At 65.9% G+C, this 14430-nt stretch carries 10 protein-coding genes and 4 pseudogenes; 8 read left to right on the top strand and 6 right to left on the bottom strand.

Features of this window, described 5'->3' with window-relative positions; translation table 11 throughout:
* Positions 1 to 652: 652 nt before the first annotated feature.
* The 3 genes from OG819_RS53125 to OG819_RS53115 all read right to left on the bottom strand — a co-directional run bounded on the left by OG819_RS53125 (position 653) and on the right by OG819_RS53115 (position 3267).
* Entirely contained in the window at positions 653 to 997 is a 345-nt protein-coding gene (locus OG819_RS53125) for a hypothetical protein (protein ID WP_266657080.1), read from the bottom strand.
* 185 nt (positions 998 to 1182) lie between these two features.
* Positions 1183 to 2121 (bottom strand): tetratricopeptide repeat protein, encoded by a 939-nt coding sequence (locus tag OG819_RS53120; RefSeq protein ID WP_266657453.1) that lies wholly within the window; start codon positions 2119 to 2121, stop codon positions 1183 to 1185.
* 759 nt (positions 2122 to 2880) lie between these two features.
* Positions 2881 to 3267, bottom strand: a complete 387-nt coding sequence (locus OG819_RS53115) for a VOC family protein (protein ID WP_266657078.1) — start codon at positions 3265 to 3267, stop codon at positions 2881 to 2883.
* Between the two features lie 357 nt (positions 3268 to 3624).
* On the opposite strand from OG819_RS53115, the pseudogene OG819_RS58955 reads away from it, so the two are divergent.
* Positions 3625 to 3813: pseudogene (locus OG819_RS58955) on the top strand (DUF4265 domain-containing protein); the annotation flags it as partial.
* 143 nt (positions 3814 to 3956) lie between these two features.
* Here the strand turns inward: OG819_RS58955 and OG819_RS53105 are convergent.
* Together OG819_RS53105 and OG819_RS53100 are read right to left on the bottom strand one after the other, a co-directional pair.
* Positions 3957 to 4948, bottom strand: a pseudogene (locus OG819_RS53105) (IS5 family transposase).
* Positions 4949 to 5089: 141 nt separating this feature from the next.
* Positions 5090 to 5323: a DUF5958 family protein gene (locus tag OG819_RS53100; protein WP_266636046.1), complete on the bottom strand. Its 234-nt coding sequence runs from the start codon at positions 5321 to 5323 to the stop codon at positions 5090 to 5092.
* An 11-nt stretch (positions 5324 to 5334) separates the two neighbouring features.
* On the opposite strand from OG819_RS53100, the pseudogene OG819_RS53095 reads away from it, so the two are divergent.
* From OG819_RS53095 to OG819_RS58950, 6 genes and pseudogenes are all read left to right on the top strand, one after another.
* Positions 5335 to 5796 (top strand): annotated as a pseudogene (locus tag OG819_RS53095) (transposase); the annotation flags it as partial.
* A 507-nt stretch (positions 5797 to 6303) separates the two neighbouring features.
* A complete protein-coding gene (locus OG819_RS53090; protein WP_266657484.1) occupies positions 6304 to 6609 on the top strand; it encodes a hypothetical protein in 306 nt (101 codons plus the stop codon).
* A 104-nt stretch (positions 6610 to 6713) separates the two neighbouring features.
* Positions 6714 to 6845, top strand: a pseudogene (locus tag OG819_RS53085) (IS630 family transposase); the annotation flags it as partial.
* 255 nt (positions 6846 to 7100) lie between these two features.
* The gene (locus OG819_RS53080) at positions 7101 to 7745 is read left to right on the top strand and encodes a dihydrofolate reductase family protein (protein ID WP_266636048.1); all 645 of its coding nucleotides are present in this window, start codon (positions 7101 to 7103) and stop codon (positions 7743 to 7745) included.
* Positions 7746 to 7782: 37 nt separating this feature from the next.
* Complete coding sequence (locus OG819_RS53075; RefSeq protein WP_266636050.1) at positions 7783 to 7959, top strand: hypothetical protein; 177 nt, start codon at positions 7783 to 7785, stop codon at positions 7957 to 7959.
* Positions 7960 to 8445: 486 nt separating this feature from the next.
* On the top strand, positions 8446 to 8745 hold the full coding sequence (locus OG819_RS58950) for a hypothetical protein (RefSeq protein WP_323139472.1): 300 nt from the start codon (positions 8446 to 8448) through the stop codon (positions 8743 to 8745).
* Positions 8746 to 8975: 230 nt separating this feature from the next.
* Here the strand turns inward: OG819_RS58950 and dnaE are convergent, their stop codons facing one another.
* Positions 8976 to 12569 (bottom strand): DNA polymerase III subunit alpha, encoded by a 3594-nt coding sequence (gene dnaE, locus OG819_RS53065; protein ID WP_266636051.1) that lies wholly within the window; start codon positions 12567 to 12569, stop codon positions 8976 to 8978.
* A gap of 1519 nt (positions 12570 to 14088) precedes the next feature.
* Here dnaE and OG819_RS53060 point away from each other — a divergent pair.
* The gene (locus OG819_RS53060) at positions 14089 to 14334 is read left to right on the top strand and encodes a hypothetical protein (RefSeq protein WP_266657071.1); all 246 of its coding nucleotides are present in this window, start codon (positions 14089 to 14091) and stop codon (positions 14332 to 14334) included.
* Positions 14335 to 14430 lie beyond the last annotated feature (96 nt).

The raw sequence follows: 14430 nt of genomic DNA, 5'->3' as shown, positions 1-14430 counted from the left end.
CTCCGCAGCATCGGAAGCCTCTTCGATGATGATGGATGCCTCGAACGCAACCACGGCCAGGTCTACGACTGAGTCAGGAACACCCGCGAGCCGAAGGCGGAGGAGGCAAGCTCGGCTCGAAGTGCGTGCCTCGAAGCAGGCGTCCTTGGCCTCGCGGTACGTGTCGTTTCCAGTGCCGTAGTCGCGCCTAGTGGACCAACGCCAGATCTGCCGGCGGCGGAGCTCCACTAACGCCTCCGCAAGATCGTAAATGGCCGTTCGCTGCTCTTGCCTATTGCGCTCCCGTCGGGCCAGTTCAGCAGCACGGTCAGTATGTCGGCGTTGGAGAACTCCTGTCACGATGGATCCGCCTAGCGTCCCGAGGACAGCGATGAGCGCAACAAGCACGGCCTGCATAGCAGCAAGTTCAGCAGTTATGGCCCAGCCTGGCGAGACCGCGACCGCCACCATGTTCTGCTGCGGGTGATGCCTGTCGAATGCGTGGCGGCGCATGTATCATCTGCCACTTCCGTGAGCCTGTCTTCGCTGGTCAGGGCAGGAGAGACGCTGGTGGGCATGAGCGCCTTCTAAGCGCTAGGCCGCAGGTTCGGACTTCTCGGTGCTAATCGTCGGGGTAGGTCCATTCCTCAATGACCCAAGTATCGGCCGCAGTTTAGCGCCGGGCGACGTATCCAGGCGGCATGGTGGCCAGCTGGGCAAGCGACGGGTCCGAGTCCACGACGTGTTGGAGGTGGAGGACCGATGAGGCCCCACCGTTGGGATCGTGTACGCCGTCGCTCACGAGCCAGTCATCCTCGTCATCATGGATCACTGTCAGGGCCGGGAACTCCCCCGCTGAGACGGACCTTTGGATGATCGCGAGCAGGCCTTGAGGGAAGACCTCACCCTCAAACGGCCAGCTCAGCTCAGGCTGCATAGATCCCATGCGGGTGATTCTGCGTACAGCAGCGAAGTACAGCAACCACAGCAACTGCCCCCGTTCAGCAATGGTCGCCATGGGCTCAACTTCGGCCGGTATGACCTGACCGACCGTTCTCTGTAGAGCTGCGGATCAGCAGGTTGCAGGTTCGAATCCTGCCGAGTGCACACAGGTTAAGGACCCTGGAAGATCGTCCCCGGGCCCTTTTCGTTGTACTTCGTGCTGAAGATCAGCCCCTGAGCGTCCTGCCAGAGGGCGCGTGTTCAGTTCTCGCGGATACGGCGGGCCTTGACCACGAGTCCCCGTGGCAGCCCCGGTCCCGCGCATGCGTAGTCGATCAGCAGCTTCCGGTAGGAGATGTTCGCGAGTTCCGGCGCCAGGACGATCAGGGCCCGCAGGTCGTCGGACGAGCCAGACAGGCGTGTGCGGTAGGCGGCACCCGCCGCGCGCAAGGAGATTTCGTGCGGTGCGTATGTCAGGCCCCGTTCGACGAGGCCCACCGCCGTGGCGAAGTCGCCCTGTTCGGCACTCACGTCGGCAAGGTCCAGGTAGAGGGACCAGTTGGCAGGGTCCAGGCGTAGGGCGTCTTCGAAGGCTGCCGCAGCCTGGTCCAGGTTGCCCATCACGCGCCAGGTGGCCGCTCGTGCGACCGCGGTCCACATGACCCGATCAGTGGCATCGGCGCGGTCGCACAGGGCGAAGGACAGCTCGTAGCGGCCGCAGGCCCGGGGCAGCCGGGCCATGGCGGCCAGCGACTCCGGCGCGGGACTCCGTTCGGACACCACGTCGATGGCATGAAACCAGGGCGCGAATCGCTCACGCATCTCGTCGGTGTCCAGGTCGTGGCCGTAGTCCAACGTCCGCAGACATGCCTCGGCCAGCGCCTCGGAGCTCACCGCGCCGAGAAAGCGCGCATCGCCGAACCATGGGGCAGCGCCCCACGCCACGTCGGCCCGTACCCCCGTGACCGAACCCAGGGCCATCACCGCGTCGTCCATGTTTCCTTCGAGGAATAGGAAGTACGCCTGCGCCAACACAGCGCTCAAGGAGCCGTCCCCTTCGAGGCCCTCCTCCAGTTCCGCGCGCCGGTCTCGCCACAACTCGGCGAGGGCCGTATAGGGCTCCGGGTCCGCCGGTGCTGAGGCTATCGCCCCCACTAGAAACTTCACGGCGCTGACCGGGCTTCCGCCGCAGTGCGCCATCACACGAGCGAGACCGACTCCCGCTGCCACTGACTGGTTCGACATCACCAGAGCATAGCCACGGCCAAAGGTGCTGTGGGCCCTTCCGCTTGCGCGGCACAGCCATCGGTGATCCGTGAGTGACGGCAACCCTGACGGCAACGACGGCACGCAGAGGCCGGTGATCACCACGGTTGGCAGTCAATCCAGGGGAGGGCTGACCACCCTCCCAACAAGCTGCCCGATCCTACGGATCAGAAGGTACCCGTGCCCCTGTCGTGCCCGATCGACCGGTAACTGACGGGGAACCACGGTGCTTGACGGACAGCGCACACGAGAACGACCCCCAACCGATTCAACTGGTCAGGGGCCGTTCACCTACGGTGGGTGTGGGATTTGAACCCACGGTGACATCGCTGCCACGACGGTTTTCAAGCTTGTGGCCAGCCTGACCGCTCAGGAGCAGCCGCAGGACAAGGCGTAGGCGACGAATACAGCTGCCACGGCAAACGTGCTCCCGCTACACCAGCCAGCCGGCAACGCCGCCCTCGCCTGGCGGGAGAAGCAGCTCCCAGCCGCCATAGCCGAAGGAGGTCAGCACGGCACCGCCTACACCCCCGGTGACGAGCGGGCCGCGCCCCATCCCCAGACAAACGCCAGGCGAGATCACCGCGCACCGGGACGGGAACTCGGGTCTGTGTTAGTGGAGTCGTGGTCCGAACGGTGCCCTGGGCACACGGTCGCCGAGGGGCGTCCGGCTCCCGGCACCGCTCCGGGGTATCAGTCCTCGCCGCTGCCGTACGGCCTGGTCAGAATCTCCAGGTTGTGTCCGTTGGGGTCGTCGAAGTACGCCCCGCGGCCGCCATCGTTGTGGTTGATCTCGCCGAGGTGGTGGTGATGCGGGTCCGCCCAGTAGGTCAGGCCCGCCTCGCGGACACGGGCGAAGATCGCGTCGAAGTCGTCCTCGGAGACGAGGAACGCATAGTGCTGTGGGCTGATCGACTCGGCCGTGTCCATGTAGTCCAGCGTCACGCCGTTCGGTATCTGCACCGGGACGAACGGACCGTACTCCGGTGCCACCTCCAAACCCAGCAGATCCGCGAGGAACCGTGCGGACGCCATCTTGTCGTGCGCGGCGACGATCGTGTGGTTGAGTTGGACTGCCATCGGTCGGCCTCCTTCCCTCTGGGTGCCAGAACCACTTTCCACGCTAGCAACCGCCCGGGCCGGCGCCATCCGTCTCTGGTCCCGTCCAGCTCCGACCTGCGACCGAGACCGAGAACCAGGGGAACGAGGACCCTTCCTGGACCCCTATGGACCGGGGTCATCACCGATGAGCTCGTTGTCTTCCACCCACAAGCGCACACCCCGCTCCTGGAGCGCATACAGCGGAGCCAAGAGACCTTCGACGTGACTCGCCCCGGTCGTCCGGATGGCTTCCCATACCCGTCCCAGTCTCAGCCCGGCGGTCTCATCTCCTGGGGCTACGACTACTGCGGGGACGAGCACTTCTTCCTCCCTGGAGCTGCACGGCAGAGCGTGATCAATGCGTTTCAGGAACTCGGATTCGACGGCGAGGGCATAGAACGGTTCGGCATGGTCGCCCTGGACGTCCCGCCCGCCGCTGATCTCGCCAAGGTGCAAAGGCTGCTCAACCACGGTGTATCCGAGGAGTGGTGGGACATGGAAGAGGGGTGCATCACCGCGCATTGACCGGCCGCTTCCGCCGGCTGACGCCGTTCAGGTGGGCCACGGCTGGGCCGTCCCTGGGCCGTCCGAGGCCGATCGGCGGCGGCCAACGACGACCAATGACGACCTCTGTGAAGGGGCGGACTAGGGTGCGTATTGAGTTGTGATCAATGGGCGGTTCTCGTGAGTTCTTTGAGCCAGATCATCGAGGCACGCAGGTGGAGGCCGGCGAGGTAGCTGGCCGGGGTCTTGTCGTATCGGGTGGCGATGCCCCGCCAGGCCTTGAGCTTGTTGATCAGGCGCTCGACGGTGTTCCTCTCCTTGTAGAGGTCGGCGTCGTGACTGACGGGCCGGCCGCCGCTGGAGCCCTTCTTCTTCCGGTTGGCGGCTTGGTCCCTCTTCTCCGGGATGACTGCTTTGATGTGGCGTTTGCGCAGGTGGGCTCGGTTGCCGCGGGAGGAGTAGGCCTTGTCCCCGGCGACCGCGTCCGGGCGGGTGCGGGGGCGGCCGACGGGCCTGCGGACCCGTACCTTGTTGAGCACAGGGATGAATTGCGGGCTGTCCGCGGCCTGGCCCGCGGTCAGGACGATTGCCAGCGGGCGGCACTTTCGGTCGGCGGCGAGGTGGACCTTGCTGGTCTGCCCGCCCCTGGAACGTCCCAGGAGAGCGGCCTTCAGACGGACTCTGCGTCGGCGCCGGATGCGTCGCCGCTCTTCCCGTTCGGGATCCTGCCCGTTTCGTTCTTCGCAGTCGCCCCCTTTGACCTGGCCCTCTCCTCTTCGACGGCGGCCTTCTCCAGGACGGTGAGGAGGTCCTGGTCCAGGTGCATCCCGGCGGCGTCGTGATGGGCGCGCGCGGTGGTGGAGTCGATGCTGACCAGGGACAGATCCACCTCGCCGCGCTTCGCGGCTTCCGTGATCAGACCCTCCAGCAGAGCCTCGAAGACGCCCGCGTCACGCCACTGCCGAAAGCGGTTGTGCACAGTGGACCAGGCGCCGAACTCCTGGGGCATCTCCCGCCACTGGCCGCCGGTCTTGAACCGCCAAATCACGCCTTCGAACTGCTGCCGCAGCCGCGTGGGGTACGGGCCGTACTCGCCGATCGGCAAGTACGGCTCGATGAACTCCCACTCCTCATCCGTCAGTTGCACTCGCGTCACACAAGAAGATCTACCGCTCCAAGCCCTGCCGCGAGGACGAAACCCGCAGATTGATCGCGACTCGATACAGGCCCTAGGGCCCTGACCAGCGAAGCCCCAGCTCACCAAGATCCCCGACAAGACCCAGGGCAAGAAGTCACCTCAGGTTGCGTCCCGCGGGGGATCAGGCAGGTTGTGACACGCGTGAGTACATCCCCTGGCGCAGTACAGCGACCGCCTGCGGGTATCCGCGATGGTGAAGAGGGCAACCAGCAGGCGGAAAGACTTGGTGAGTTCGTAGGCTGGAAGTGCTTCCATCCCGAAGCGCCACTTCGTGAGCATCACCGCCGGCGTGTGAGTGAGACGGATACCGGAACGCGCGATGCTCTCCGGCACGTCCTCCTCGCAGGCGCGGGCCTGTGACGATCCACTCGGACCGCGGGTCCCCGATGGTCGCGCAGAACGTCGCCCAGATGATGGCCGGTCTCGGCGTCACCAAGTCGCATTCGCGGCCGAAGACGTCGAACGACAACCCGTACAGCGAGAGCCAGTACAAGACCCTGAAATACCGGCACGACTTTCCCGAGCGTTTCGGATCTCTCGAGGACGCCCGGGCGTGGTGCACCCAGTTCTTCACCTGGTACAACGAGAAGCATCGGCACTCCGGAATCGGCCTGCACACGCCGTACCACGTGCACTTCGGTCTCGCCGAGCAGCTCCGCGAGATGCGTGCCGACGTCCTCCAGGCGGCCTACGCGCAGCACCCCGAACGCTTCGTCCGCAAGCCACCGGAGCCCCCGAAGGTCCCCGCAGCGGCCTGGATCAACCAGCCGGCACCAGATGGCCCACTGATCCCAGCACAGCGTTAGAACGATCTACCTGCCTTGATCGCTTTGACGGGTTCCGCTACAGCGCCACGTTCGACAGCCGAGACTCTGGGGAGCGGGGGCGCTGCTGGCATCAAGGAGACAGCGATTCGCACCATGCCCAGGTGATCGTTCCAGGGGTGGTGTATGAGGCTTCGCCGATTCCGTCTGCTGCCGTGCCGCGTATCGTTGCCCAAGCGTTCCCTCGGGCGGTGGATCGTGGTCGCGCTCGGTCTGGGTGTTGCTTGTGACGGCGCTTGCCGGCGCCGCTGACCCGTATCGGCAGACCCGGGAGTTCCGCAAGGTCGTGGCGTGCGAGCGGGGCGCCAGCTAAGTTTCGGCAGCGAGGTGGGCTCCATCGTCGGCCGGCGCACCTACCCCACGACCTCGACGACGACGCACACCGACGGCACCGGCCAGACGTAGACGAGCACGACCACGACCACGACCACCCACTACGAGGTCAAGGTCACCTGGCGGCGGGCCGACGATTCCCGGCAGGCCCGCGGCATGTCGTCGAGTTTCTACTCCAAAGCCAAGGAGGGACAGTCGGCCACACTGCGGCTCTGGCGCGACGAAGTCGTTGGCGTGGAGGTGATGGGTGACGCGCAGTGGTTCCTGCCGAAGTCCGGCGCAGCACTCAATGCCTGGCTGTACCTGGCTTTTTTCGGCCTTGGGGTTCTGCTGTGGGGACTGCTGTTCGGCCGGTGGCACCAGTCGTCGAGCGAGGCGAATGGCATCCTTCCAGCGACCCCGGTGAAGAAGAGGGCGAACACGATCTCTACGACGAGATCAGCCCTGGTGGCCACGCCATAGGCCAAGGCATCCGTCATCATGCCCACCGGCAGGAAACTCACGAACATCCAGGTGAACGTACGGAAGGCGAACGACCGGCCGGTCGGTCACCTTCCGAAGTCGGCAACCACACCGTGCGGACTCGGGCCCTGTACGCCTACCTGCGCTGGCACAACGCCAACGGCCGCCACCCCGATGTCCTCGCCGCCCAGCGCCGCGAACGCGCCCGCATCCGCAGCGAGAAGGGCATTCGCTAGGGCGGACGCCCCCTTCAAGCCGCTGTCTGATGGGCTGCCCGCACGTGACCGAAAGTTCCATCCGCGCACCCTTGCCGACTCGACGCCGCACTGGTGGACACAGGGATGCCGCCGAACGACGCACGTGAACTCTCACGCCGGGCACGCCTTGGAAAAAGTTACGGGTCACTGTCGATCCGGCCACGTCCCGTTCGACGTCCTGATGTGGGGCACTTCGCTACACGAGGTTGCGAACAGGATCTGATGAGGAAACACATGGATCAGCTACTGAGAGTCATGAACTTCAACGTCTCAAGTGACGGAATCGGTGCCGGTGAGCACCAGAGTCTCGAGCGGCCGTTCGGCCACGACCATCCCGAGAGGCTGTTCGCCTGGGCCGGCGCCACGGCGAGCTGGCCTATGCGCACCGACCCCGAAGGGAGCCGTGGCCTCGACGACTACTTCACGCGGGACTTCGCACGCAACATCGGCGCCGAGATCATGGGCCGCAACAAGTTCGGCCCCCAGCGCGGGCCCTGGCACGACCATGACTGGCGCGGCTGGTGGGGTGACGAGCCCCCGTTTCACACCCCGGTGTTCGTCATGACCCACCACAAGCGTCCTTCGATCACGCTCTCCGACACCACGTTCCACTTTGTCGACGGCAGCCCGATCACGGTCTTCGAACGGGCCCGGGAGGCGGCGCAGGGCAAGGACGTCCGACTCGGCGGCGGGGTCACCACCATCCGGCAGTTCCTTGATGCCGACCTCGTCGACACCATGCACGTAGCGGTCTCGCCGGTGAAGCTCGGGTCCGGCCGGCGTCTCTGGGAGTCGCCCGATGAACTGCTCGACCGGTTCCATCTCGAGGTCGCGCCCAGCCCGAGCGGCGTGACGCACCACCTGTTCTGGCGAAAATGACACGAGGGACCACTTGGGAATCTCAGCGCAGCCATGGATGAGCGCTCTGCGCACGGAAGCTGGGCAGTTGGCTCTGTCCCGCTTCCTGCAGGACGTGCCCGTCCTCGCGGCTTCGCTGGCCGACCTGCTCCGTCACGGTCCCTCCGCCCCGCGCCCCGTCCGTGAACCCGACCAGCGAGTCCGCTGGACCGTATCCGGGCATCGGCAGGCGTGACGAGGCCGCCGCGGCTGACACCCCTCCCGGCGGTGCTGACCAGTCGTGGTCGCGGTGAGAGCGGCGCGGCCAGACCCGTGCTCGGGCTCATCGTCGGGGTCATGCGGTCGCCCCGACCGTGACGGCGCGACCAGAGCTTCACGGGGACGTCCGGGCGAGTGCTGGTGTAGACAGCTTGACGGTCTCGGTTCCTCTCGGCCTGACAACCTTGACGGGTTGGAGCCGCCCCGGCGTCGACTCCTGTCCGATGGCGATGGGCCTGGCGAGGGGGCCTTGCGGCGGTGTTCGGGATCAGCCCTGGCGCTTTCGGTACGGGAGTCCCGGCGGATCGCCGCGAAGAACTCAACCTTGGTTCTCGGGCCATCCATGCGGGCCACCTGACTGTCAGAAGCACATTGATGCTCCCACTGCAAGACCGCCCCTGGGGCCACTTCTGACGAACACTCGAACCGAGATCAAGCCCCTGGGGCCCAAAGGTTCGTTCTGTTGGGGCCGGAGAAGCCGTTCACAGCCATCTGGTCCCTGGTCAAGCGCGACATCGGCAAAGCGGCCGGCGTCGACGGCGAGTCGATCGAGCAGTTCGAGGCGGACCTGAAGGGCAACCTCTACAAGCTGTGGAATCGCTTGTCGTCGGGCAGCTACTTCCCGCCGACGGTGCGGATGGTGGAGATCGAAAAGCCGCAGGGACGTGTCATAGACAGACATGGAGTGGGGATCGGCCTCTCGCCGCTCAGCCGCCGATCTCGTCAACCGGACCGGCGTAGTGGCGGACCTCCTTGGTGCTGAACTCGTGGTCTCGGCCTGGCAGGGGCAGTGCCGCCGCTCAACTCTGGCGGGTTGAACGCCATTCGTACGTCGTGGGCTTCGGCACGCTGGCCCGGCGACGCGGGTTTCGTGAGTACCTGGCCGGGCTGCTGCTGCCCCCGCGATCGCAGCAAGACGCTGACCTCCCTGGCCGGCCCCGAACCGGTGGCCGGTGCCCGAGTCGTGCGGCTCGCCTGTACTGGCTTCCTCGCTCACGCCACCCCTTGCCACGCCTCCGGGCCAAAGGATCCCTTGATGTCTGAGGCGATGGTCGCGGCGTTCACCAGCGAGGGAAGCTGGTAGACGATGGTCTTCTGCGGGCCGCGCACCGCGAGTTGAACGGGATTCTGGCCGGGGTGGGCGCCCATGATGCGTTTGAGTTCGTTGATGCACAGCTCGTTGATGCGGTGATAGGGCAGCCGAAGCTGGACGGGGGCCGCGCCGTCGCGTTCGACGGAGGTCACGTCGAGGACCTGCAGTTCCTGCCCGAAGATGCTGATGGCGCCGTCGCGGTCGTTGACGCGGCCTTGCACGGTGATGACGCTGTCCTCCACCAGGGCGGCGGCGACCATCTGGTAGGTGGCAGGGAAGAAGAGGACCTCGATCGTTCCGTCACGGTCGGCGAGGTTGACGATGGCCCAGGCGTTGCCTTGTTTGGTCATCTTGGGCTGGACGCTGGTGATCAGGCCGGAGAGGCGGACCATGCCTTCGGTGCGCCCTGAGGCCAGCAGGTCCACGATGGTGGTGTCGCGGTTGTTGGACAGGATGTGCTCGGTGCCGTCCAGCGGGTGTGCGGAGACGTACATGCCGAGCATCTCGCGTTCGATGGACAGCAGTTGTTTGCGGGGCCATTCGTCGTCGCTGACCGGCACGTCCAGGCTGAAGCTGTCGTCGCCGGCTGCGTCGCCGAGGCCGGCGAAGAGATCGTCCTGTCCGTAGGCGGCTGCCTTCTTGAGCGGGACGACTGCGTCGATGGCGCTCTCGTGGGCGGCGGACAGTCCCTTGCGAGTGTGTCCGAGGGAGTCGAAGGCGCCGGCTCTGATGAGGGATTCCACGGCCCGCTTGTTCAGCGCGGGCAGGTCGACCTTGTCGAGGAAGTCGGAGAACGAAGTGAACTTCCCCTTGGACTTGCGGGCCGCGATGATCGATTCGATGACGTTGTCGCCCACGTTGCGCACCGACAGCAGTCCGAAGCGGACGTCGTCGCCCACGGCCGCGAACTCGGCAAGCGACTCGTTCACATCCGGCGCGAGGACGGTGACGCCGAGCTTGCGGGCATCGGCGAGGTAGATGCCGGCCTTGTCCTTGTCGTCACCGACAGAGGTGAGCAGGGCCGCCATGTACTCGGCCGGGTAGTTGGCCTTGAGGTAGGCGGTCCAGTAGGAGACGAGTCCGTAGCCCGCGGTGTGGGACTTGTTGAACGCGTAGCCGGAGAACGGGAGCATGACGTCCCAGATCGCCTTGATGGACTCTTCCGAGTAGTCGTTGTCGGCCATGCCGTCGTGGAACTTCTGCCACTCGGCGGCCAGCACCTCGGGCTTCTTCTTGCCCATCGCGCGGCGCAGCATGTCGGCGCCACCGAGCGTGTAGCCGGCCAGGGTCCGGGCGATGGCCATGATCTGCTCTTGGAAGATGAGCAGGTGGTGGGTGGAGCCCAGGATCGGGTCCAGGACTTCCTTCAGCTCGGGGTGGATCGGGTCCGGGTCCTGCTTGCCGTTCTGCCGCAGCGCGTAGTTGGTGTGCGCGTTGGCGGCCATCGGGCCGGGCCGGTACAGGGCGAGGGCGGCCGCGATGTCTTCGAAGCGGGAGGGCTCCATCAGCTTCAGCAGCGCGCGCATGCCGCCGCCGTCGAGCTGGAACACGCCGAACGTGTCGCCGCGGCCCAGAAGCTCGAAGGTCTTCTTGTCATCCAGCGGGATCACGGTGACGCGGGTGTCGCCGTTGCCCGGGTCGACGGTGGCCAGCTTGACGCCGCGGTTGTCGCGGATGTTCGTCAGCGCGTGGTCGATCACGCCCAGGTTGCGCAGGCCCAGGAAGTCCATCTTGACCAGCCCCATGTTTTCGCAGCTGGGGTAGTCAAAGCCGGTGATCTTGACGCCGTCCTTGGCGCGCATGTGCAGCGGGATGCGCTCGGTCAGCTTCGTCTTGGACAGGATGACCGCGGCCGCGTGCACACCGGTGCCGCGGGTCAGGCCTTCGACACCCTTGGCGGTGTCGATGACCTTCTTCACCTCCGGCTCGTTCTCGTACATCGTCCGGATTTCGCCGGCCTCGCCGTAGCGTGGGTGCGCGGAGTCGAAGATGCCGTCCAACGGGATCGACTTGCCCATGATGTCCGGCGGGAGCGCCTTGGTGATGCGCTCGCCGTGCTGGAAGGGGTAGCCGAGGATGCGGGACGAGTCCTTGATCGCGTTCTTGGCTTTGATCTTGCCGAAGGTGTTGACCATGGCGGTGTACTCGTCGCCGTACTTCTCGGTGACGTAGCGGACCATGGCGTCGCGCTGGCGGTCGTCGAAGTCGAGGTCGACATCGGGCGGGTTGATGCGCTCAGGGTTCAAGAAGCGTTCGAAGAGCAGGCCGTGCTCGAGCGGGCACAGCTCGGTGATGCGGGTCGCGTACGCGACGATCGAGCCGGTGGCCGACCCGCGGCCGGGCCCGACCGGGATTCCGTTGTCGCGGGCGTGGCGGCAGATGTCGGCGACCACGAGGAAGTAGGAGGAGAAGCCCATGGGGCCGATGACCGTCATCTCGGTCTCGAAGCGCTCCATGACCTCGGCCGGGATCGGGGCGCCGTAGCGCATGGCCAGGCCCTTGAGGCATTCCTTGCGCAGCCAGGACTCCTGCGTCTCCTCCTCCGGCACGTCCGGGTACTGCGGCATCTCGTCGACGTTCTCGAAGACGGAGTCGTAGGACTCGATGCGCTCGGCGATCAGGAGGGTGTTGTCGCAGGCCTCCGGCAGCTCCGCGAACAGCTCCCGCATCTCCGCGGCGGTCTTGAGGTAATAGCCGCTGCCCTGGAACCGGAACCGCTTGGGGTCGTCCTTGTTCTTGCCCACCCCGATGCACAGCAGGTTGTCATGCGCGTCGGCCTGGTCCTCGTGCACATAGTGCGCGTCGTTCGTGGCCAGCAGCGGAATGTTCAGATCCTTGGCCAGCCGCAACAACCCGTCGCGGACGTCCTTCTCGATGGACAGCCCATGGTCCATCAGCTCCAGGAAGTAACTCTCCCTGCCGAAGATGTCCTGGTAGGCGGCGGCGACTTCACGGGCCTCGTCGTACTGGTTCAGCCGCAGCCGCGTCTGGATCGCCCCGGACGGGCAGCCCGTCGTGGCGATGATGCCGCCCGCGTGCTCGCTGATCAGCTCCATGTCCATCCGCGGCTTGCCCGCGGGGAACTGACCGGTGTAACTGGCCTCGGTGGACAGGTAGAAGAGGTTCTTCAGACCCTGGACGTTCTGCGCCCACATCGTCATGTGCGTGAACCGGCCACCGCCGGAGACGTCCTTCGAGCCCTCGCCGTCGTCCGACATGGCCCGCTGGCCGCCCGGACCCCAGAACTCCTGCTTGCGGTTCCGGCGCGAGGACGGCGCGACGTAGGCCTCGATCCCGATGATCGGCTTGACGCCGTCGACACCCTTGGACACCTGATGGAACTCGTACGCACCGAACATGTTTCCGTGGTCGCTCATGGCGACGGCCGGCATGCCCTGACGCTCGACTTCGGCGAACATCGGCTTGAGCTTCTGCGCGCCGTCGAGCATCGAATATTCGGTGTGGTTGTGCAGGTGAACAAAGGAATCCGTCACCGGGAGGGCACCTCCGGAGCAGTCGCAGGAGACTTCACCCTAGCCCCCGAACGGTGACCAGATCCTGCCCTGAAACGACCTCAAAGCCGTCTCGGCCAAGCCCTTCCCGGGTGACCTCGCACTCTTGCGGAACGAACTCGAAACGCTTCTCGGCGTGGCGGCTCGTCGCGTGTCGACGGCGATCTTCAGAAGCCCGACACAGCCCGGAACGCCTCAGCCAGTGAGCGCTGCGAGGGTGCCGCCGACATCTCACGAGAGTGGCCGATTTCAGCCGTCCTGCCAGATCTTTCCAGGTTGCTTCACCATCTGTAATCAGGCGGGGTGCATGCCCGATCTGCGTACCTGCGGACGCTCCACCTGCGGTCTCGGACAGGGCCTACGCCGACCACAAGGACTCCCGCACCACCCAGCGCTACAACCGGCGCAAGGAACTGCTGGACGACAGCCCCGGCTACGCCCTCGCCACCGACGCCTGGAGCACCGTGCGGCCTGAGCCGACCTCTGAACTGGCAAGCGGAGACCTCGAGGCTATGGCACTGGGACTGCGACTTCCTGGGCCTGGCCCTCCCAAGAGACCCACACTTCCCGCGGCACGGGAGCGCCGACGGAGTCAGCCATGAGGAACTCGACGGACTCATAAGGCCGCACCACAGCCGCCTCGGGAAGGTTCCTCACGGTAGGGGGCAGGTTGGACGGGTTGATGCGGACGTTCCACAAGGTCGCGCCGCCGGAGTTGACCAGGGCGTATGTGTGGCGGTTCGAGCGCCGCAGAAACCACGGGGAGCGGGCATGTGGGGCCGGGTACGGGGACATGCGCCGCGGGGCAGCGGGCTGATATGACGGAGGTGGCGGCGGGGTCGCAGATTGTTGCGGATATCCGTAGCCGCCAACAGAGGGGGGAGCTGGATGAGCGGGAGCTGGAGCTTGAGGAGCGGGCGGCGGCAGGGTCCAGTCGTCCTCGTCGCTGATGTCCAAGGCCGCGTGCGGCGCGGAGCCTTCGGGTCCCGGGCTGGCAACAGCTGGTTGCGGATATCCGTAGCCGGGGCCGGGAGTGGGGTCTTGAGGAGAAGGCTCCGAGGTCCCGTCGGGTTCCAAGTCAGGCGCGGGGGGCTGTTCCGGAACGCTGCCTCCGTCAGGGGCACCGTTGCCGTGTGGTCCCGTCTCCCATCGGGCCGGAATCTGCACGGCGGATGGGGCGTCGTTGCTGCTTGGATACGGGGCCAGCGAAGCTGAAAGGCGCTCCAGCATATGTTCCACGGCCAAGGCACGGCGTTCGGATGCCTCGATCTGGCGGCGTTGGAGCTGCGATGCCTCGGCCTGCAACTCGTTCTGCCGCTCTAAGTCTCGCTTCAGGTCCCGCTTCTGGCTGCGGGCCTGGTAGAGGGTCAAGAAGATCGAAGCCAGGGCAATCACCGTGCTACCCCAGGTGGCAGCGTCGCCCGCTTCGAAAGCCATGCTGACCATGCCAAGACCATAGCGCTTCAAGAGCTGCACGTACCGGGCCGGTGCATCAACTGCGATGCCTGGCGCGCTTCTCGGCGCAGGCCTTGGCAAGGGCGGCTCTGTACGTCTCCTCCGGCGGCGAGGTGGCCAGGAGGCGATCGATGCGACGGCGCTCCTCCATCTGCTCCTAGGCCCTGTCGTCCCCCTAACCCCGCCCGTCAAGCACGGGCTGGAGGAGTTGGCGGCACGGATGCGGCTGACGCCGAGCTGGATCCGGCAGGTGCTCAACGGGAAGAAGCCGGGGGTGGAGGAGGCCGCATAGGCAGACAGTAAGAAGTCCGAACCGGCTGATGTCCAACGACTGGAGAAGCCCCCGGCCAACTGGCCGGAGGCGATCCGGCGTATCCCACAGCGTAGT

The sequence above is a fragment of the Streptomyces sp. NBC_01549 genome (genome assembly GCF_026339955.1).
GTDB lineage: Bacteria > Actinomycetota > Actinomycetes > Streptomycetales > Streptomycetaceae > Streptomyces.
The sequence above is the reverse complement of the archived record's forward strand: the minus strand, read 5'-3'. Positions and strand labels throughout refer to the sequence as shown.